This is a genomic window from Streptomyces sp. NPDC005811 (genome assembly GCF_040630405.1).
Classification (GTDB): Bacteria; Actinomycetota; Actinomycetes; order Streptomycetales; family Streptomycetaceae; genus Streptomyces.
The window spans coordinates 17,212-39,855 of record NZ_JBEXXK010000052.1; the positions used below are offsets into that span (position 1 = coordinate 17,212).

Genomic DNA, 22,644 nt, shown 5'->3' on the forward strand with positions numbered 1-22,644 from the left:
AGGAGGAGCCCCGAGGGGATCCGGAGACGTCGGTCCTGAGCGGTCCGGGGTCGGTCGGGGTCAGGAAATGCCCAGCTCTTTGTTGATGAGGTCGAACATCTCGTCGTCCGTGGCGGATTCGAGTCCGGTCCCGGTCGTCGTGGTGCCGTCCGTGCCGTCCGTGCCGTCCGCGCCGTCCCTGCCGCCCGTCCACCGGGTCAGCAGGTCCCGCAGTCGGGCGGTCACCTTGTCGCCCAACGCGGCGTCGCTCTCCGCTCCGTCGGCCGCGCGGTGTGCCTCGGCCATCACGGACTCGAGTTTGTCGAGTTCCGCGAGGAGGACGTCGGCCGGTCGTTCGTCCTGTGGTGCGCACTGGTCCAGCAGATGACGGGCGAGGACCGCGGGCGTCGGGTAGCTGAAGATCAGCGTGGCCCGCAGGGTGAGTCCGGTGGCCGTGCCGAGCCGGTTGCGCATCTCGACCGCGGTGAGCGAGTCGAAGCCCAGGGACTTGAACGGCCGGTCGGCGTCGACCGCTTCGGGGTCGGAGTGCCCGAGGACCGCCGCGGTGTGGGTGCGGACGAGGTCCAGAGCGGCCCGCTGCCGTTCCTCGGCGGGGAGCGGGCGCAGCTGCTCGGTGAACGACAGCCGCGTACCGCTTCCGTCGTCCCGGGTGTCGCTCGCCGGGCCGGCGGGGTCGGCCGCGGCCCGTCGGACCGGGGTCCGGGCCAGCGCCTTGAGCAGGGCGGGGGGTTCGGCGCCGCGGCGTTCCAGGCCGGCCAGGTCGAGGCGGGTCGGCAGCAGCAGTGCCTGGTCGGCGGCGAGGGCCGCGTCGAACAGGGCGAGGCCCTCCTCCGCCGGGAGCGGGGCGAGACCCATCCGGCCGATGCGCCGCAGGTCGGCGGCGCCGAGGGTGCCCGCCATGCCGTCGTCGGTCTCCCACAGACCCCATGCCAGGGAGAGCGCGGGCAGTCCCTGGGCCCGGCGGTGCTGGGCCAGCGTGTCGAGGAAGGCGTTGGCGGCGGCGTAGTTGGCCTGTCCCTGGCTGCCGAAGGTGGCGGCCACGGAGGAGAAGAGGACGAACGCCGACAGGGGCAGGTCGCGGGTCAGTTCGTGCAGGTTCCACGCGGCCTGTGCCTTCGGGCGCAGGACGCGGTCGACGCGCTCGGGCGTCATGGCGTCGAGGATGCCGTCGTCGAGGATGCCGGCCGCGTGGACGACCGCTGTCAGCGGGCGCTCGGCGGGGATCGCCGCGAGCAGGCCGGCCAGGGCGTCCCGGTCGGCGATGTCGCAGGCGGTGACGGTGACGGTGGCACCGAGCCCGGTGAGTTCCGCGGTGAGGTCGGCGGCACCCGGGGCGTCGGGGCCGCTACGGCTGGTCAGCAGCAGATGGCGGACACCGTGGCGGGTCACCAGGTGCCGGGCGAACAGACCGCCGAGCGTGCCGGTACCGCCGGTGATGAGGACGGTGCCGTGGGGGCGGGAGTGCGCTACGGCGCCGACGTGGTGGGCGGCTTCCCGGGTGTGTCCGGCGGGGGCCGGGGCTGCGGCGGGTTCGGTGTCGGTAGGCCGTTCGGCGGGTCCGGCGGTGCCCGGGGCTGCGGCGGTGGCCGGGGTGCGGGCGAGGTCGACGGGCAGTTCGGGGACGGTGAGGACGATCTTGCCGGTGTGCCGGGCCTGGCTGAGGTGGCGGAAGGCCTCGGGGGCCCGCCGTACGTCCCAGGTGGTGACCGGGAGCGGGCGCAGGGCGCGCTGTTCGAACAGCGCGAGCACGGCGGTCAGCATCTCGGCGGTGTGGTCGGGGTCGACGTCCCTGAGGTCGAACGCCCGGTAGACCACGCCCTGGTGCTCGGCGGCGACGGTCTGCGCGTCGCGCAGGTCGGTCTTGCCCATCTCGATGAAGCGGCCGCCGCGCGGCAGCAGCCGGAACGAGGCGTCGATGAGTTCCCGGGCCAGGGAGTTGAGGACGACATCGACGCCTCGGCCGGAGGTCACCCGCAGGAACTTCGCCTCGAAGTCGGTGTCGCGCGAGGACGCGATGTGGTCGTCGTCCAGGCCCATCGCCCGCAGCGTCTCCCATTTGGCGGGGGCGGCGGTGGCGAAGACCTCGGCGCCCAGGTGCCGGGCGAGCTGGACGGCGGCCATACCGACGCCGCCGGTGCCCGCGTGGACGAGGACGGCCTCGCCGGGGCGCAGATCCGCGAGGTCGACCAGGCCGTGGTAGGCACTCAGGAAGACGATGGGCGCCGCGGCGGCCTCGGTGAAGGTCCAGTCGTCCGGCTGCCGGGTGAGCAGCCGGTGGTCGGTCACCGCGACCGGGCCGTACGCCCCGGAGAAGAGTCCGAGCACCCGGTCGCCGGCCGTGAGGCCGGTGACGCCGGGGCCGGTCTCCAGGACCACGCCCGCTCCCTCGCGGCCGGGGACCTCACGGTCCAGCATGCCCAGACAGACCAGTACGTCGCGGAAGTTGACGCCGGTGGCGCGCATCGCCACGCGCACCTCGCCGGGGGCGAGCGGTGCGTTGACGTCGGGGCAGCCGACGAGGGTCAGGCTGTCGAGGGTGCCGGGCGTGGTGACGTCCAGGCGCCACACCGGCTCACCGGGCGGCGGGAGCAGCGCGCCCCCGGTGCCGGCCGGGGCCAGCCGGGGCACGAGCGCGGCATCACCGCGCAGGGCGAGCTGCGGTTCGCCGGAGGCGAGCGCGGCGGCGGGGTCGGTCCGGTCGCCGGCACCGCTGTCGCTGTCGGCGTCGGCGTCGGCGTCGGCGTCGGCGACCGGAACCGGCTCGGTGGCGCCGGGTGCGTCGGGGGCCAGGTCGAGCAGGACGAGGCGTCCGGGGTGCTCCGACTGCGCGGAGCGGACGAGCCCCCAGACGGAGGCGGCCACCGGGTCGGTGAGCGCCCGGTCGCCGTCGGCGGGCACCGCGCCCCGGGTCACCAGCACCAGCCGGGCGGCGCCGAAACGGTCGTCGGCCAGCCAGCCCTGGACGAGGGAGAGGACGTGGTGCAGCACCGTCCTGGTGGTGTCCACGGCGTCCGGCGCGAGGGGCCCGTGCGGGTCCTTCAGCGGGCCCGGTCCTCCGATCGCGGTGGGGCCGCAGGCGACGAACACCGCACCCGGCAGGGGTGTTCCCGCGGCGACCGCGTCGGCCAGCGCGGAGAGGTCCGGGTAGTGACCGGCGGGCGCTTCGTCGAGCCCGGCGATCTCAGGTCCGACGACGGCCCACTGTGCCTCCCGGTCGGGAAGGGGGCGGGGGCCGGACGGGGCGGGCAGCGCGCTCCAGTCCAGCCGGAACAGCGCGTCACGCGGCGCCGGTCCCTCGGCGGCGGGTGCCAGTGCGTCCCTGCTCAGCTCGCGCAGGGTGAGGGCGTCGACGCGGGCCACGTCACGGCCCTGCGAGTCGGCAAGGGTGAGGGTGAGCGTCTCCTCGTCCAGGGGAGAGAGCCGCACGCGTACGGCGGACGCGCCGACCGCGGTCAGTGAGGCGCCGCTCCAGGAGAACGGCAGCCGTACCGCGCCGGCGGCGGTCGCGTCGCCGGAGCCGTCCGCCGTGGCCCGGCTCGCGGCGAGCCACGCGTGCAGCGCGGCGTCCAGCAGGGCGGGGTGCAGACCGTGGCGCCCCGCCTCGTCCTCGAGGTCGGCGGGCAGCCCGACCTCGGCGTAGACGTCCTCTCCCTCGCGCCAGACGGCGCGCAGGCCCTGGAAGACGGGGCCGTAGGCGTACCCCTCGTCCGCGAGACGGTCGTAGAAGCCGTGCAGTGGGACGGCGTCCGCGTTCTCGGGCGGCCAGATCGCGAAGTGACTTGGGTCGGCGGGGCGGTCGGCCTCTTCGGTGTGGTCCGCGTCGAGGAATCCGCCCGCGTGGCGCACCCATCCCCCGGTCCCGGCATGGGCCTCACCGTCGGCGGAGTCGGCCCGCGAGTGGACGGACACGGTCCGCCGTCCCGACTCGTCCGGGCCGCCCACGGCGACCTGGATCCGTACCGCGTGCTGCTCGCCGAGGACGAGCGGCGTCTCGAGGGTCAGGTCCGTCAGCCGGCCGCAGCCGACGCGGAGACCGGCCTGCAGCGCCAGTTCCAGGAAGCCCGTGCCGGGGAAGAGGACCGTGCCCGCCACCGCGTGGTCGCGCAGCCACGGGTGGATCCTGAGGGAGATCCTGCCGGTGAGCAGGGTTCCGCTGCCTTCCGCCAGCGCGACCTCGGCGCCGAGCAGGGGGTGCCCGGCGGCGGTGAGCCCGAGCCCGGCCGCGTCACCGGCCGTGGCGCTCGGGGCGTCCGGCCAGAACCGCTGCCGCTGGAACGCGTATGTCGGCAGGTCGACCCGGCGTGCGCCGCCGCCCGCGAACACGGTCGGCCAGCGCGGGTCGGTGCCCCGGGCGTACAGCTCGGCCACGGCGGTCAGAAGCGTCCCGGCTTCGTCGCGGTCCTTGCGCAGCGCGGGCACGAGGAGTGCCTGCTCGGCGGGGTCGGCGTGCACCTCGGCCCGCGCCAGCGCGGTGAGTGTGCCGTCAGGCCCCAACTCCAGCCATTTCGTGGCTCCTTCGGCCCGCACCCGGCGGACCGCGTCGACGAACCGCACGGCGTGGCGGACGTGCCGCACCCAGTGCTCGGCCGTCATCACCTCGTCGACGTCGGCGAGGTCGCCGGTGAGCGCCGAGACGAGGGTCAGCTGCGGACGACCGTAGACGAGGCTCTCCGCGACCGTGCGGAACTCGGCGAGCATGGGCTCCATCAGCGGCGAGTGGAAGGCGTGGCTCACCCGCAGCCGGTTGATCTTGCGGTCGAGGCCGCGGAAGTGCGCGGCGATCTCCTCGACGGCCGCCTCGGTGCCCGCGACCACGGTCGCCTCCGCACCGTTGACGGCGGCGATGCCGACCTCGCTCTCCCGGCCCGAAAGCAGCGGCAGCACCTCGTCTTCGGACGCCTGGAGCGCCACCATCGCCCCACCGGCCGGAAGCGCCTGCATCAGCCGGCCCCGCGCCGCCACCAGACGGCACGCGTCCGCCAGCGACCAGACCCCGGCGACATGAGCGGCGGCCAACTCGCCCACCGAGTGACCGAGCAGCACGTCCGGACGCACACCCCACGACTCCAGCAGCCGGAACAGCGCCACTTCTAGGGCGAACAGGGCGGGCTGCGCGAACTCCGTCCGGTTCAGCAGGTCGGCGTCGTCACCGAACACCACCTCCCGCAGATCGAAGGGGAGTCCCGCGTCCACGGCGTCGAAGGCGTCGGCGAAGACGGGGTACGTCTCGTACAACTTCCGTCCCATGCCCAGCCGTTGCGAGCCCTGACCCGCGAAGAGGAAGGCCGTACGGCCGCCACCGTCGACGGCGGTTCCGCTGCTCACCCGTCCGGCGGTCCGCTGCTCGGCCACGGCACGGAGCCCGGCCAGGGCCTGCTGCCGGTCGGCGGCCACCACTGCCGCCCGGTGCTCCAGCGCGGAACGCGTCGTCGCGAGGGACAGCGCGACGTCCTGGTGCGACAGCTCGGTGTCCGAGGCCAGGAGACCCGCCAGGCGCTCGGCTTGGGCGCGCAGGGCCGCGGGTTCGGCGGCGGAGAGGGGGATGAGGACGCTACGACTGTTGGTCTCGTCCGGGTGGCTGTCGTCCTCGTCGGTCTCGTTCACCGGGGCCTGTTCGAGGATGACGTGGGCGTTGGTGCCGCTGATACCGAAGGACGAGACACCGGCACGGCGGGGACGGTCGGCCGTCTCGGGCCACTCGGTGTTGCCGGTCAGCAGGGTGATCTCCCCTGCCGTCCAGTCGACGTGCGAGGAGGGCTCCTCCAGGTGGAGGGTGCGGGGCAGCGCTCCGTGCCGCATCGCCATCACCATCTTGATGACCCCGCCCACACCGGCCGCCGCCTGCGTATGACCGATGTTGGACTTCAACGAGCCGAGCAGCAGGGGCTGTTCGCGGTCCTGGCCGTAGGTCGCCAGCAGTGCCTGCGCCTCGATCGGGTCACCCAGCGGTGTGCCGGTGCCATGTGCCTCCACCGCGTCCACATCGGCGGCCCGCAGCCCGGCGCCCGCCAGCGCCTGCCGGATCACCCGCTGCTGCGAGGGGCCGTTGGGCGCGGTCAGACCGTTGGACGCGCCGTCCTGGTTGACGGCCGAGCCGGCCACCATGGCGAGCACGCGATGGCCGTTGCGCCGCGCGTCCGACAGGCGCTCCACCAGCAGCAGGCCCACGCCCTCGGACCACGCCGTGCCGTCCGCGCCGTCCGAGAACGCCTTGCACCGGCCGTCCACCGCAAGCCCCCGCTGCCGCGAGAACTCCACGAAGGTGTCCGGCGTGGACATCACCGTCACACCACCGGCCAGCGCCAGATCGCACTCCCCGGAGCGCAGCGCCTGCGCCGCCAGATGCAGGGCGACCAGGGAGGACGAACACGCCGTGTCCACGGTGACCGCAGGACCCTCGAAACCGAAGGTGTAGGCGATACGGCCCGAGGCCACGCTGCCGGTGTTCCCCGTCATGAGGTAACCGCCGGAGTCGAGCTCGCCCGAACGGAGGAAGGAGCCGTAGTCCTGGGCCATGGCGCCGGCGAAGACACCGGTACGGCTGCCCCGCAGCGTCACCGGGTCGATCCCCGCCCGCTCCAGCACCTCCCACGACGTCTCCAGCAACAACCGCTGCTGCGGATCCATCGCCAACGCCTCACGCGGCGAGATCCCGAACAACCCCGCATCGAACTCCGATGCGCCGTAGAGGAAACCGCCCTCCCGGACGTAGGTACGACCGGGTATGCCCGGCTCGGGGTCGTAGAGGCCGTCGAGGTCCCAGCCACGGTCGGACGGGAACCCGCCGATCGCGTCGCCACCCTCACTGACCAGCCGCCACAGGTCCTCCGGCGAGCCCACCCCGCCCGGGAACCGGCAGGCCATACCGACGATCACCACCGGATCGTCGGTCACACTCATCAGCAGAGGCAGCGTCGTGCCGACGTCGGCGGTGCCGGAGCCGGCGTCCTCCACCAGTTCCGTGAGCACGAAGCGGGCCACGTCGGCCGGGGTCGGGTAGTCGAAGACCAGCGTGGCGGAAAGCCTCATGCCGGTGGCCGTGTTCAGGCGGTTGCGCAACTCGACGGAGGTGAGCGAGTCGAAGCCGAGGTCCTTGAAGGTGTGGTCCGCCTCGACCTGCTGTGTCGATCCGTGCCCGAGCACGGAGGCGGCCTGCGCCGAGACGAAGTCCCGCAGGAAGCGCTCACGCTCGACCACCGGAAGGGCGAGCAACTGCTGGCGCAGGCTCATGGAATCTCCGCCTGCACCGATCCCGGCCCTGCGGCGGCCATGGCTGCGCACGAGGGCCCGCAGCAGCGGGGAGACGTCTTCCGGTGCCCGTCGGCGCAGCGCCGTGATGTCCATGTGGACCGGCAGCACGGCGGCGCGTTCCAGGCTCGCGCCCAGCTCCAGCACGGTGTCCAGCAGTCCGAGGCCCTGCTCGGGAGCGAGTGGAAGCATTCCGCTCCGCGCCAGGCGGCGCAGGTCCGCCTCGGTCAGCTCGGCGGTCATACCCGCGCCGGGCGCCCAGGGACCCCAGGCGAGAGCGGTCGCGGGCAGGCCGGCGGAGCGGCGGGTCGTCGCGAAGGCGTCCAGGTATGCGTTGGCGGCCGCGTAGTTCGCCTGACCCGCACCGCCGAAAGTACCGGCGACGGAGGAGAAGACCACGAACGCGGACAGGTCGGCGTCACGGGTCAGCTCGTGCAGGTGCACCACCGCGTCGACCTTCGGCCGCATGACCTTCGCCAGCCGGTCGGGGGTGAGGGAGGCGACCACACCGTCGTCGAGGACGCCCGCCGTGTGCACCACGGCGGTCAGCGAGCGCCCGGCGAGCACCGCGGCGAGCTGGTCAAGGTCGGCCACGTCCAGGGCCGCGACCTCGACCTCGGCACCCAGCTCGACGAGTTCCGCCACGAGTTCGGTCGCACCCGGGGCGTCGAGGCCGCGCCGACTGGCCAGCAGCAGACGCCGTACACCGTGCTCGGTCACCAGACGACGGGCCACCAGCGCGCCCAGACCACCCGTACCGCCGGTCACCAGCACCGTCCCGTCCGGATCCAGCGGCGCCGGAACCGTCAGGACCACCTTGCCGACATGGCGTGCCTGCGAGAGGTACCGGAAGGCCTCCGGGGCCTGGCGCACGTCCCAGCAGGTGACCGGCAGGGGCTTGAGTATCCCCGCCTCGAACAGCACCACCAGCTCGGCCAGCATCCGGCCGATCCGCTCCGGCTCCACATCCATCAGATCGAACGCCCGGTACATGACCCCGGAGTGCTCGGCGGCCACGACCTCCGGGTCCCGGACATCGGTCTTGCCCATCTCCAGGAACCGGCCACCACGCGGCAGCAGCCGCAGTGACGCGTCCACGAACTCACCAGCCAGCGAGTCCAGTACGACGTCCATGCCCCGGCCACCGGTGGCCGCGAGGAAGGCCGATTCGAAGTCGGTGTCGCGGGAGGAGGCAATGTGCGCCTCGTCCAGGCCCAGCTCCCGCAGCGCATCCCACTTCCCGGCACTCGCCGTGCCGAACACCTCCGCACCCAAGTGCCGCGCCAGCTGCACCGCCGCCATACCCACACCACCGGCCGCCGCATGCACCAGCACCGACTCCCCCGACCGCACACCCCCCAGCTCGGTCAGCGCGTGATACGCCGTCAGGAACACCACCGGCGCCGACGCCGCCTCAGCGAACGACCAGCCCGCCGGGATCCGGGCCACCTTCCGCGCATCCGCCACGACCACCGGCCCGAACGAACCCGAGAACAGACCCATCACCCGGTCACCGACCGCCAGCCCGGACACCTCTGGGCCGACCTCGGTCACCACACCCGCACCCTCCAGACCGAAATCCTTCGCATCCCCCGGGTACATACCGAGCGCGTTCAGCACATCACGGAAATTGACACCCGCCGCACGCACAGCAATACGAACCTGCTGTCCCGCCAGTTCGTCGGAGGAAACCTCCCGCAACGCAAGGCCCTCCAGCGTCCCCTTCTCCACGATGTCCAGCCGCCATTCCGCCTCCCCCTCGGGCACGGTCAGCGCCGGACCGGTCGCGGCGCGGACCAGCCGGGGCGCGTAGGCCGTGCCGACGCGCAGCGCCAGCTCCGGCTCGCCCGCGGTGAGCGCCGCCGACACCAGGGTCCGGGACTCGTCCGTGGCGTCCACGTCGAGCAGCGCGAACCGGTCCGCTGCCTCGGCACGTGCGGCGCGGACCAGGCCCCAGACCGCCGCCATGGCCGGATCGGTGGACGATCCATCGACCGCTACGGCCCCTTCGGTCACGAACACCAGACGGGCGCCGTCGAACCGCTCTTCCAGGAGCCAGGCCTGGACGTGGGCGAGTACGGCGGCCGTGACCTCACGCGCGGCGTCGGCCGTACGACCGGCCGACCGCTGCACCCGCACCAGGACATCCGTCCCGGGCTCAACAGCCGTGTCGGGAAGTCCGGTGGGGATGTCGGAGATGTGCGTCGGGCCTGCCACGGACGTCTCGAGCGGGACAGGAGCCCAGTCGGTCTGGAAGAGGTGGTCGACGTGACCGGAGTCCGCAGCCACCAGATCGCCTGACGCCTCCCGCAACACCAGCGACTCCACCGACCCCACCAACCCACCCGCCGGATCCGCCAGCTCCAACGCCACCACGCCCGACCCCACCACCACCATCCGCACACGCAACCCACGCGCACCCGACGCCCACCACGACACACCCGACCACGAGAAAGGCAACCGCGCCCGCCCCTCCCCGAACACCGACGTGAACACCACCGCATGCAACGCCGCATCCATCAACGCCGGATGCACCCCGAACCGCACCGCCCCTTCCTCGTACTCCTCCGGCAACCCCACCTCGGCAAAAACCTCGTCCCCACGCCGCCACACCCCACGCAAACCCCGGAACACAGGCCCATACGACAACCCCAGCCCCGCAAAACGCTCATACACCCCCTCGACCGGCACCGCCACCGCATCCCGCGGCGGCCACACACCGAAATCGAAACCGCCGGCCGACGGTGAGACCGGAAGAGCAGTCAGTGTTCCCGTCGCATGCAAGGTCCACGGAAGGTCGTCGGGCAGATCCTCCGGACGGGAGTGGATCTCCAGTGCACGCCGGCCGGCGTCATCCGCCGCACCCACCCGCACCTGAACCCGAACCCCACCCCGCTCCGGCACCACCAACGGAGACGCGATCGTCAGATCCTCCACCCCGCCACAACCCACCTCCTCACCGGCCCGCAACGCCAACTCCAGGAACCCCGTCCCCGGAAACACCACCACACCCCCCACCACATGATCACGCAACCACTCCTGCACCACCACCGACAACCGACCCGTCAACAACACACCGTCCCCACCAGCCAACTCCACCGCAGCACCCACCAACGGATGCCCCGCCGCACCCAACCCCACCGCACCCAGATCCCTGGTGAAGAGCGCGGAGACACCGGGCCAGAAGCGGCGCCGCTGAAACGCATAGGTCGGCAGGTCGACGAGGGGCGCGGCAGCAGTCGTACGGGCAAAGACGGAGGTCCAGTCGAGCGTGGCGCCCCTTGCGAACAGTTCCGCTGCCGCGGAGAGGATCGAGTGGGCCTCGGAGCGGTCCTTGCGCAGAGTCGGGGTCAGCAGACGACCGTCCGCGTCCCCTTCGAGACCGGTCTGGGCCAGCGCGGTCAACGTGCCGTCCGCACCCAGCTCCACGAACCGCGACACACCCTGCCCGTCCAGACACCCCACCGCAGCCGCGAACCGCACCGGCCGACGCACATGCTCCACCCAGTAATCCGACGACGTCAGCTCCTCAACCGTCGCCGCCTCACCCGTAACCGTCGAGACCAGGGGAAGCTTCGGCCGCTCGTACGTCAGACTCTCCGCGACCTTGCGGAAGTCGGCGAGCATGGGCTCCATCAGCGGCGAGTGGAAGGCGTGGCTCACCCGCAGCGCGGTGACCTTGCGGCCCTGAGCACGGAAGCCGTCCGCGATCTCCGCGACCGCATCCGCCTTACCCGAGATCACCACGGCCTGGGGCCCGTTGACCGCAGCGATCCCGACCTCGTCACCGAGGAGGGGCAGCACCTCGTCCTCGGACGCCTGCACCGCCACCATCGCACCGCCCGACGGCAGAGCCTGCATCAGCCGACCCCGCGCCACCACCAGACGACACGCGTCCGCCAGCGACCACACCCCGGCGACGTGCGCCGCGGCGATCTCACCGATCGAATGCCCGGCAAGGACATCCGGGCGCACACCCCACGACTCCAGCAGCCGGAACAGCGCCACTTCCAGCGCGAACAGGGCCGGCTGGGTGAACTCCGTGCGGTTCAGCAGCTCGGCGTCTCCGCCGAACACCACCTCCCGCAGATCGAAGAGGAGTTCCCCGTCCACCGCGTCGAAGGTCTCGGCAAAGACGGGATAGGTGTCGTACAACTCGCGCCCCATGCCCAGGCGTTGCGAGCCCTGGCCCGCGAACAGGAAGGCCGTACGGCCGCCGGTCTGCGCGGAGTTCCGGATGACGTGGGGCTCGGCACGACCCTCTGCCAATGAGCTCAGAGCGTTGAGCAACTCGTCCCGGTCGGCGGCCAGGACGACCGCGCGGTGCTCCAGCACGGTGCGTGTGGCGGCCAGCGTGAAGGCGGCGTCGGCGAGGGAGAGGTCGGGTTGTGCTTCGACGAAGGCCGCCAGGCTCTCGGCCTGGGCGCGCAGTCCGGTGCCGGCCGCGGAAAGCACCCACGGCAGGACCACCGGACGCGCCTGCACCTCGTCCGTGCCGGTGGCCGTCTCCGTGTGAGGGGCCTGTTCGAGGATGACGTGGGCGTTGGTGCCACTGATACCGAAGGACGAGACACCCGCTCGCCGGGCACGGCCCGTCTCGGGCCACGCACGCTCATCGGCGAGCAACTCGATCTCGCCAGCCGTCCAGTCGACGTGGGAGGAGGGCTCGTCCACGTGCAGGGTGCGGGGCAGCACACCGTGCCGCATCGCCATCACCATCTTGATGACCCCGCCCACACCGGCCGCCGCCTGCGTATGACCGATGTTCGACTTCAACGAGCCCAGCAGGAGCGGTTGTTCGCGCTCCTGGCCGTAGGTCGCCAGCAGTGCCTGCGCCTCGATCGGGTCACCCAGCGGTGTGCCGGTGCCGTGCGCCTCCACCGCGTCCACATCGGCGGCCCGCAGACCCGCGCCCGCCAGTGCCTGCCGGATCACCCGCTGCTGCGAGGGGCCGTTCGGCGCCGTCAGACCATTCGACGCACCGTCCTGGTTGACCGCCGAGCCGGCCACCACCGCCAGCACACGATGGCCGTGACGCCGCGCGTCCGACAACCGCTCCACCAGCAGCAGACCCACACCCTCCGACCACGCCGTGCCGTCTGCGCCGTCCGAGAACGCCTTGCACCGGCCGTCCACCGCAAGCCCCCGCTGCCGCGAGAACTCCACGAAGGTGTCCGGCGTGGACATCACCGTCACACCGCCGGCCAGCGCCAGATCGCACTCACCCGAGCGCAGCGCCTGCGCCGCCAGATGCAGCGCGACCAGCGACGACGAACACGCCGTATCGACCGTCACCGCAGGACCCTCGAAACCGAAGGTGTAGGCGATACGGCCCGAAGCCACACTGCCGGTGTTGCCGGTCAGCAGATAGCCGTCGGCGCCTTCGGAAGTGCCGCGCAGCGACGAGCCGTAGTCCTGGGCCATGGCGCCGGCGAAGACACCGGTGCGGCTGCCGCGCAGCGTCGCCGGGTCGATCCCCGCCCGCTCCAGCACCTCCCACGACGTCTCCAGCAGCAACCGCTGCTGCGGATCCATCGCCAACGCCTCACGCGGCGAGATCCCGAAGAGCGTGGAATCGAACAGGGCGGCGTCGTAGAGGAAACCGCCTTCGCGGACGTAGGTACGACCGACCGTGCCCGGCTCGGGATCGTACAGTCCGTCGAGGTCCCACCCGCGATCCGTGGGGAACCCGCCGATCGCGTCCCCGCCCTCGCTCACCAGCCGCCACAGGTCCTCCGGCGAACCCACCCCACCCGGGAACCGGCAGGCCATACCCACGATCACCACCGGATCGTCGGTCACGCTCGTCGGCGCAGGCAGCACGTCGACGACTGCCTGCGCCTCTCCTCCCAGAAGCTCCGACCCGATGTGCCCGATCAGGGCGGTGGGCGTGGGGTAGTCGAAGATCAGGGTGGCAGGCAGCCTCATGCCGGTGGCCGCGTTCACGCGGTTGCGGAGCTCCACCGAGGTCAGCGAGTCGAAACCCAGTTCCTTGAAGGTGTGATCCACCTCGATGTCGGCGGCGGACGCGTGGCCGAGCACGGCGGCCGCGGCCGCCTGGACCAGATCGGAGACGAGTCGCTCGCGGTCTGTCGGCGCAGCCGCCGTGAGCCGTGCCTTGAGATCCTGATGCTGCGTTCCCTTTCCGGTACCGACCTCAGCCCTGCGACGGCCGCGAACCCGCACCAGAGCGCGCAGCAGGGCGGGGACCTCCTCCGCCGCCCGGCGACGAAGCCCCGCGAGATCCAGGTCGATCGGCAGGACCGCCGCCCGCTCGAACCCGGCGCCCTGCTTGAGTACGACGTCCAGGAGGCCGAGGCCCCGATCAGGGCCGAGCGGCACCATGCCACCGCGTGCCATGCGGCGCAGATCCGCCTCGGCCAGCTCGGCGGTCATACCGGTCCCGGGAGCCCATGGACCCCAGCCGAGGGACAACGCGGGGAGACCCTCGCTCCGGCGGAAGGACGCGAAAGCGTCCAGGAAGGCGTTGGCAGCCGCGTAGTTGGCCTGCCCGGCACCGCCGAAGGTTCCCATGACCGAGGAGAAGACGACGAACGCGGACAGGTCGGCGTCACGGGTCAGCTCGTCCAGGTGCGCCACCGCGTCGATCTTCGGCCGCAGCACCCTCGCGAGCCGTTCGCCGGTGAGGGATGACACCACACCGTCGTCGACGATGCCCGCGGTGTGCACCACGGCGGTCAGCGGATGCCCCTCGGGAATCGCGGCCAGCACTGCCGCCATCTGGTCATGCTCGGCGACATCGACCGCTGCCACCTCGACCTCGGCGCCCAGTTCGAGGAGTTCCGCCACGAGTTCGGTCGCGCCCGGGGCGTCGAGACCGCGACGACTGGCCAGCAGCAGACGCCGTACACCATGCTCGGTCACCAGACGACGGGCCACCAGCGCGCCCAGACCACCGGTGCCACCGGTCACCAACACCGTCCCGTCCGGATCCAGCGGCGCCGGAACGGTCAGGACCACCTTGCCCACATGCCGCGCCTGCGACAGATACCGGAACGCCTCCGCAGCACGCCGGACATCCCAGCAGGTGACCGGCAGCGGCTTGAGCACCCCCGCCTCGAACAGCACCACCAGCTCGGCCAGCATCCGGCCGATCCGCTCCGGCTCCACATCCATCAGATCGAACGCCTGATAGACCACCCCCGCATGCGCGGCAGCCACCACCTCCGGATCCCGGACATCCGTCTTGCCCATCTCCAGGAAACGACCACCACGCGGCAGCAACCGCAGCGAGGCGTCCACGAACTCACCCGCCAGCGAGTCCAGGACCACATCCATACCCCGGCCACCGGTCGCCGCGAGGAACGACGCCTCGAACCCGGTGTCGCGGGACGAGGCAATGTGCGCCTCGTCCAGGCCGAGGGTGCGCAGGGTGTCCCACTTGCCGGCACTCGCCGTGCCGAACACCTCCGCACCCAAGTGCCGCGCCAGCTGCACCGCCGCCATACCCACACCACCGGCCGCCGCATGCACCAGCACCGACTCCCCCGACCGCACACCCCCCAGCTCGGTCAGCGCGTAATACGCCGTCAGGAACACCACCGGCACCGACGCCGCCTGCGCGAACGTCCAGCCGGCCGGGATCCGGGCCACCGTCCGGGCGTCCGCGACCGCCACCGGTCCGAAGGCACCCGAGAACATCCCGAACACCCGGTCACCCACGGCCAGCCCCGACACCTCCGGGCCGACCTCGGTCACCACACCCGCACCCTCCAGACCGAAGTCCTTCGCGTCACCGGGATACATACCGAGCGTGTTCAGCACGTCACGGAAATTGACACCCGCCGCACGCACAGCAATACGAACCTGCTGTCCCGCCAGTTCGTCGGAGGAAACCTCCCGCAACGCAAGGCCCTCCAGCGTCCCCTTCTCCGCGATGTCCAGCCGCCACGCGGACTCCCCCGCCGGAACCGCAAGCCCGGCATCCGGCACCGCACGCACCAGACGCGGAACGAAGACCACGCCTCCCCGCACGGCCGCTTCCGGCTCCCCGGAGGCAAGGGCACCGCTCACCACGGCCCACGACTCGTCCGTGCCGTCCACGTCGACCAGCGCGAACCGCCCCGGATTCTCCGCCCGCGCCGACCGCACCAGACCCCACACCGCCGACAGCACCGGATCCACCGCCACGCCGTCCCACGCCACCGCCCCCTCGGTGACGACCACCAGACGGCCACCCTCGAACCGCTCCTCCGCCAGCCAGGCCCGCACCAGGTCGAGCGCGGCACGGGTCACGGCGTGGGCGGCTGCCGGCCGGCTGCCGTCGGGGCGCTCGATCCGCACCAGTACGTCACCGGCCGCGGCCTCGGTCTCCGCGGAGAGCCCGGTGTGGATCTCCGGGACGGGTCCCGGGGCTGCCGGGACCCGCACCCAGTCGAGCTGGAAGAGTCCGTCTCGGCCGCCGTCGGCCATCCCGGCCCCGCCGGTCGCCTCGCGCAGCACGAGCGACTCCACGGACGCCACCGGGGCGCCGGTCGGATCCGCGAGGTCGAGCGTCACGGCGTCCGGTCCCGCCGGCGCCACCCGTACCCTCAGCGCACGCGCGCCCGAGGCCCACAGCGACACACCGCTCCAGGAGAACGGCAGTCTCGGCGCGGACTCGGCGCCGAAGGTGCCTCGCAGGACCGCGTGCAGGACGGAGTCCAGGAGCGCGGGGTGCAGCCCGAAGCGGTCGGCGAGCCCCTCGTGTGCCTCGGGCAGCGCCACCTCGGCGAACACCTCGTCGCCGCGCCGCCACATCGCGCGCAGGCCTCGGAACGTCGGCCCGTACGACAGCCCCCGCCCGGCGAGACCCTCGTACGCGTCCTCGACCGGCTCCGCCACCGCGCCCCGCGGCGGCCACGCACCGAAAGCTTCATCGAACGATCCGTCCGGGCCCGCATCCGCGGTCCCGCCGCTCACCACGCCGGTGGCGTTGAGGGTCCAGGCCTCGTCCTCCGACGCCTCGCCCGGCCGGGAGAAGACGTTGATGCCACGGCGGCCCGATGCGTCCGGGCCGTCGAGCAGCAGCTGAACCCGCACCCCACCGTGCTCGGGGAGCGCCAGCGGTACAGCGATGGTCAGTTCCTCCACCCGGTCGCACCCCACCTGGTCGGTCCCGCGAAGGACCATTTCCAGGAAGCCGGTGCCGGGGAACAGAACTGTGCCTGAGACCACATGGTCGCGCAGCCACGGGTGGCTCCGCAGCGACAGGAGTCCGGTGAAGACCACGCCTTCGGAGTCGGCCGGTGCCAGCGCCGCGCCGAGCAGGGGGTGATCGGCCGCCGAGAGGCCGAGTCCTGAGAGGTCACCGTCGAACCTTTCCCGGGCCTTGGTGGGCCAGTAGCTCTTGCGTTGGAACGCGTACGTGGGCAGTTCCACCGGGTGGGCCCCGGTCCCGGCGAAGACCTCGGCCCACTCGATCTCCCCGCCACGGGTGAACAGGCCGGCGACCGCGGCCAGCACGGCTTCGGCCTCGGGGCGGTCCTTGCGCAGGGAGGGAACGAGCAGCGGTGGTGCGTCGGCGTCCCCGTCCAGGCAGGTCTGCGCGAGCGCGGTCAGTGTGCCGTCCGGACCGAGTTCCACGAAGTGCGAGACACCTTGGCCCGTGAGGGTGCGCACGGCGTCGCCGAAGCGGACCGCCTGGCGCACGTGGCGCACCCAGTAGTCGGGGGTCATGAGCTGCGCGGGTTCCGCGGTGGTCCCGGTGAGCGTGGAGACGAGGGCCAGGCGGGGTTCGCGGTAGTCCAGCGTTTCGGCCACGGCCCGGAAGTCGTCGAGCATCGGGTCCATCAGCGGTGAGTGGAAGGCGTGACTGACCCGCAGGGCCGTCGTCCTGCGGCCCTGGTCCCGGAAGTGCGCGGCGACCTTCTCCACGGCCGCCGCGCCACCGGCGATCACGGCCGTCCGGGGGCCGTTGACCGCCGCGATGTCCACCTCGTCGTTCAGCAGCGGCAGCACCTCGTCCTCGGACGCCTGCACCGCCACCATCGCACCGCCCGACGGCAGGGCCTGCATCAGCCGGCCGCGCGCCGCCACCAGACGAACCGCGTCCGCCAGCGACCACAGCCCCGCGACATGCGCGGCCGCGATCTCACCGATGGAATGCCCGGCGAGCACGTCCGGGCGCACACCCCAGGACTCCAGCAGCCGGAACAGGGCCACTTCCAGCGCGAACAGGGCCGGCTGCGCGAACTCCGTCCGGTTCAGGCGCTCGGCGTCGTCACCGAACACCACCTCCCGCAGGGCGAAGGGCAGTTCCGCGTCCACGGCGTCGAAGGCATCCGCGAACACCGGATACGTCTCGTACAACTCCCGGCCCATCCCGGGACGCTGGGACCCCTGCCCCGCGAAGAGCAGAGCCGTCTTCCCCGACCGCGTCTGCGCACCGCTGATCAGCCCCGGGGCATCGCCCCCTTCCGCCAGGGCGCGCAGGCCCTTCAGCAGGTCGTCCGGCTCGGCGGCCAGCACCACCGCGCGGTGGTCCAGCACAGTGCGGCTCGTGGCCGACGCGAGAGCGACATCGGCCACTCGGACGCCGTCACCGGACTCGCCCTCGAGCCAGGCCGCCAACCGCTCCGCCTGACCCCGCACCGCCGACTCACCCGCGCCGGACACCACCACCGGCACCACCGGCGCGACCACCTGCCGGGACGGCGGCTCGACCGCCGTCGGGGCGGCGGGGGCCTGCTCGACGATGACGTGGGCGTTGGTGCCGCTGATGCCGAAGGACGAGACACCCGCTCGCCGCGTGCGGCCGGTCTCGGGCCACGCACACTCCTCCGTCAGCAGTTCCACCGAACCCGCGGTCCAGTCGACGTGCGAGGAGGGCTCGTCCACGTGGAGGGTGCGGGGCAGCACTCCGTGCCGCATCGCCATCACCATCTTGATGACCCCGCCGACACCGGCCGCCGCCTGGGTGTGACCGATGTTCGACTTCAACGAGCCCAGCAGCAGGGGCTGTTCGCGGTCCTGGCCGTAGGTCGCCAGCAGTGCCTGCGCCTCGATCGGGTCACCCAGCGGTGTGCCGGTGCCGTGCGCCTCCACCGCGTCCACATCGGCGGACCGCAGACCCGCACCCGCCAGCGCCTGCCGGATCACCCGCTGCTGCGACGGACCGTTCGGCGCCGTCAGACCATTCGACGCACCATCCTGGTTGACCGCTGAACCGGCCACCACCGCGAGCACACGATGGCCGTGACGCCGCGCGTCCGACAACCGCTCCACCAGCAGCAGGCCCACGCCCTCCGACCACGCCGTACCGTCCGCGCCGTCCGAGAACGCCTTGCACCGGCCGTCCACCGCAAGCCCCCGCTGCCGCGAGAACTCCACGAACATCTCCGGACCCGCCATCACCGTCACACCACCGGCCAGCGCCAGATCACACTCACCCGAGCGCAGCGCCTGCACCGCCAGATGCAGCGCCACCAGCGACGACGAACACGCCGTGTCCACGGTGACCGCAGGACCCTCGAAACCGAAGGTGTACGCGATACGGCCCGAAGCCACGCTCAGGGTCGTGCCGGTGAGTACATAGCCGTCCGACTCCTCGGCGGCATCGCGCAGGCATGCTCCATAGCCCTGTTCCACGAGCCCGGCGAAGACGCCGGTACGGCTGCCGCGCAGCGTCGCCGGATCGATCCCCGCCCGCTCCAGCACCTCCCACGACGTCTCCAGCAGCAACCGCTGCTGCGGATCCATCGCCAACGCCTCACGCGGCGAGATCCCGAACAACCCCGCATCGAACTCCGAGGCGCCGTGCAGGAAACCGCCCTCGCGGACGTACACGCGGCCCGGGGTGCCGGGCTCCGCGTCGTAGAGGCCGTCGAGGTCCCAGCCACGGTCGGACGGGAACCCGCCGATCGCGTCCCCGCCCTCGTCGACCAGCCGCCACAGGTCCTCCGGCGAGCCCACCCCACCCGGGAACCGGCACGCCATGCCCACGATCACCACCGGGTCGTCCGTCACACGCGTCGGCGACGGCGGAACCGTTACGGAGGCGACGGCGCCGGAGAGCTGCCCGTCCAGGTGGCCGGCCACGGCTTCGGGGGTCGGGAAGTCGAACAGGAGGGAGGCGGGCAGGGGGAGGTCGGTCGCGGTCTTGAGACGGTTGCGCAGGTCGACGGAGGTGAGGGAGTCGAAGCCGAGATCCTTGAAGGTGCGGCGGGGCTCGACCTGGTCCGCCGAGTCGTGGTCGAGGATGCTCGCGGCGTGGGTCTGGACCAGTTCCAGCAGGGCGCCGCGCCGGTCGCGCGGGGACAGGCCGGCCAGGCGGTCGTGCAGGGGTGAGGTCGCGTCGACGTCGTCCTCGGCTTCGGTGGCGGTCCCGTCCTCGACGCCCGGAGCCGCCGCGGAGGCCCCCGAGCCGTCCGATGTCACCGTCGTGGCGGCGACGGCGTCCGGCAGCCAGTAGCGGCGGCGCTGGAAGGCGTAGGTCGGCAGTGCGGTGCGCCGAACATGGCGTGCGGCGAAGAGGGGGGTCCAGTCGACGGGGAGGCCCCGGGTGTGCAGGAGCGCGAGGGCGGTGAGGAAGGCCGTCGCCTCGGGGCGGTCCTTGCGGACGGCGGGGACCGCGAGGGCTTCTTCGTCCTCCAGGCTCTGCTCGGCCAGGGCCGTCAGGGTGCCGTCCGGGCCGAGTTCCAGGAAGCGTCGGGCGCCCTGTGCCTCCAGGGTCCGGATGCCGTCGGCGAACCGGACGGGCCGCCGGACGTGCTGTGTCCAGTAGTCCGGGGAGGCCAGTTCGGCGGCCGTCGCGAGGCGGCCGGTGAGGTCGGAGACTACGGGGAGGGTGGGCTGCCCGTAGGAGACGTCGGCGAGTACGGCGCGGAACGCGTCGAGCATCGGCTCCATGAGGGGCGAGTGGAAGGCGTGGCTGACGCGCAGGGGCGTCACCTTGCGGTCGCGGGCCCGGAAGTGGGCGCTCACCTCCGCCACGGCTTCGGCCGTGCCCGACACCACCACCGCGCGCGGGCCGTTGACCGCGGCGAGGCCCACCCGGTCGTTCAGCAGGGGCAGCACCTCGTCCTCGGCCGCTTCCACGGCGACCATGGCGCCGCCTGCGGGGAGGGCCTGCATCAGGCGTCCGCGGGCTACGACCACGCGGCACGCGTCGGCCAGCGACCAGACGCCGGCCACATGGGCGGCGGCGATCTCGCCCACGGAGTGGCCGAAGACGACGTCGGGGCGTACGCCGAAGGACTCGGCGAGACGGAAGAGGGCGACTTCGAGGGCGAAGAGGGCGGGCTGGGTGTACTCCGTTCGGTTCAGCAGGTCGGCGTCCTCGCCGAACACCACCTCCCGCAGGCTGAAGGGCAGTTCCCTGTCCACGGCGTCGAAGGTCTCGGCGAAGACGGGGTAGGTGTCGTACAACTCCCGCCCCATGTTGAGGCGTTGGGAGCCCTGTCCGGCGAAGAGGATGGCGGTGCCGGGGTGTTGTTCGGTCCCCGCGCCGGTGTCGGACACGCGGCCGGTGACCACGTCGTTCGACGGTGTGCCGTCCGCGAGGGCGCTCAGGCCGCGCAGCAGTTCCTCGCGGTGCGTTCCGAGGACGACGGCGCGGTGTTCGAAGCGGGTCCTGGTCCCGGCCAGGGCGTGGGCGACGTCGGCCGGGTCCGTGGCGGGGTCGTCGTCCAGGTGGGTGAGGAGTCGGCGGGCCTGGCCGCGCAGGGCCTTGCGGGTCCGGGCGGAGATGATCCAGGGCAGCGGGACACGGGCGGCGCCGGGGGCCGCCGCTTCCGGCTCGGTGGGGGCCGCCGGTGTGCCGGCGGGTGCGGGGCCGGGCCATTCCTCCAGGACGACGTGGCAGTTGGTGCCGCCCATCCCGAAGGAGCTGACGCCCGCCCGTCGCGGGCCGTCCCGGTCGGGCCAGGGCCGGGGCTCGGCGGCGACCCGCAGGTTGAGGGTGTCGAGCGGTATGGCGGGGTTCGGCTTCGCGTAGTTGAGGCTGGCGGGGATCCGCCCGTGGCTGAGGGAGAGGACGGTCTTGAGGAGCCCGGCGACACCGGCCGCGCCTTCGAGGTGACCGATGTTGGTTTTGACGGAGCCGACGAGCAGGGGGGTCCCGTCGGTCCGGGCGCCGCCGACGACCTCGCCGAGCGCGGCGGCCTCGATGGGGTCGCCGAGCCGGGTGCCGGTGCCGTGCAGCTCGACGTACTGGACGTCGGCGGGGTGCACGGCGGCCTGGCGGTAGGCGAGGCGCAGCACCTCCTCCTGGGCCTCGCGCAGGGGTGCGGTCAGGCCGTCGCCGCCGCCGTCGTTGTTGGTGGCGCTGCCGCGGATGACGCAGTGGATGCGGTCGCCGTCGGCGAGGGCCCGGGCGAGGGGCTTGAGCAGGACCAGGGCGCCGCCCTCACCGCGGACGTAGCCGTTGGCGCGGGCGTCGAAGGTGTAGCAGTGGCCGTCCGGGGAGAGTGCGCCGAAGCCGGCGGAGGCGAGGGCGCTGTCGGGGGCGAGGGTGAGGTTGACACCGCCGGCCAGGGCGAGTTCGGACTCGCCGCGCCGCAGGCTCTCGCAGGCGAGGTGGACGGCGACCAGCGAGGAGGACTGGCCCGCGTCCACGGTGAGGCTGGGGCCGCGCACGCCGAGGACGTAGGAGAGACGGTTGGCGATGATGCCTCGGTTGAGGCCGCTGAGGGTGTACCGGCCGACGGTCTGCGGGCCGAGGCGGCGGGCGAGGGAGGCGTAGTCGTCCCAGATGGCGCCGACGAAGACGCCGGTGCGGCTGCCGCGCAGCCGCGCGGGGACGAGGGCTGCCTCTTCCAGTGCCTCCCAGCCGAGTTCCAGGACCAGGCGCTGCTGGGGGTCCATGGCAGAGGCCTCGCGCGGCGAGATGCCGAAGAAGCCGGGGTCGAAGCGGTCGACGTGGTCGAGGTAGGCGCCGCGGTGGGCGGTCCCGGGGGCGGCCGGGTCGGATGCGGCGAGCGCGTCCCGGCGGTTCTCGGGGGTTGCGGTGACGGCGCTTGCGCCCTCGGTCAGGAGGCGCCAGAAAGCGGCGGGGTCGGGTGCCTGGGGAAAGCGGCAGGACATGCCCACGACCGCTATGGCGTTCTCGAATGCCTTCACGTTCCCGGCCTCCGACGAGATACGGGCCGTTTCCTCCGGGAGGCGTTCCGCCCCCCGGACTGCGTCCCTCTCCCGAGCGTTCTCGGGTCCCTGAAGGGATTCCGACGCGTTTTCCCGTGCCTGTGCGTCTTCTGGCAACACGGCCACTGCCTCCGCCCTACGGATCCGGCTCAACTTCCGGCCGCGGATTCCGGCCGGATCCGACTCCCGCGCGACCTGCGAGACGATCGATGATTGCGATGCGATCGATGGTTCCGGTGTTCGTCATACTGGCGGCTGCCGGGGGACGAGTCCCGTGGGCAGCTCGTGATCTAGGGAGACTTCTACTTCTTCTCC

At 72.5% G+C, this 22,644-nt stretch carries 1 protein-coding gene; it reads right to left on the reverse strand.

What is annotated here, in order from left to right; all coding sequences use genetic code 11:
• Window positions 1-60: 60 nt before the first annotated feature.
• A complete protein-coding gene (locus ABZ490_RS40240) occupies window positions 61-22,308 on the reverse strand; it encodes an SDR family NAD(P)-dependent oxidoreductase (RefSeq protein ID WP_359002192.1) in 22,248 nt (7,415 codons plus the stop codon).
• Window positions 22,309-22,644 lie beyond the last annotated feature (336 nt).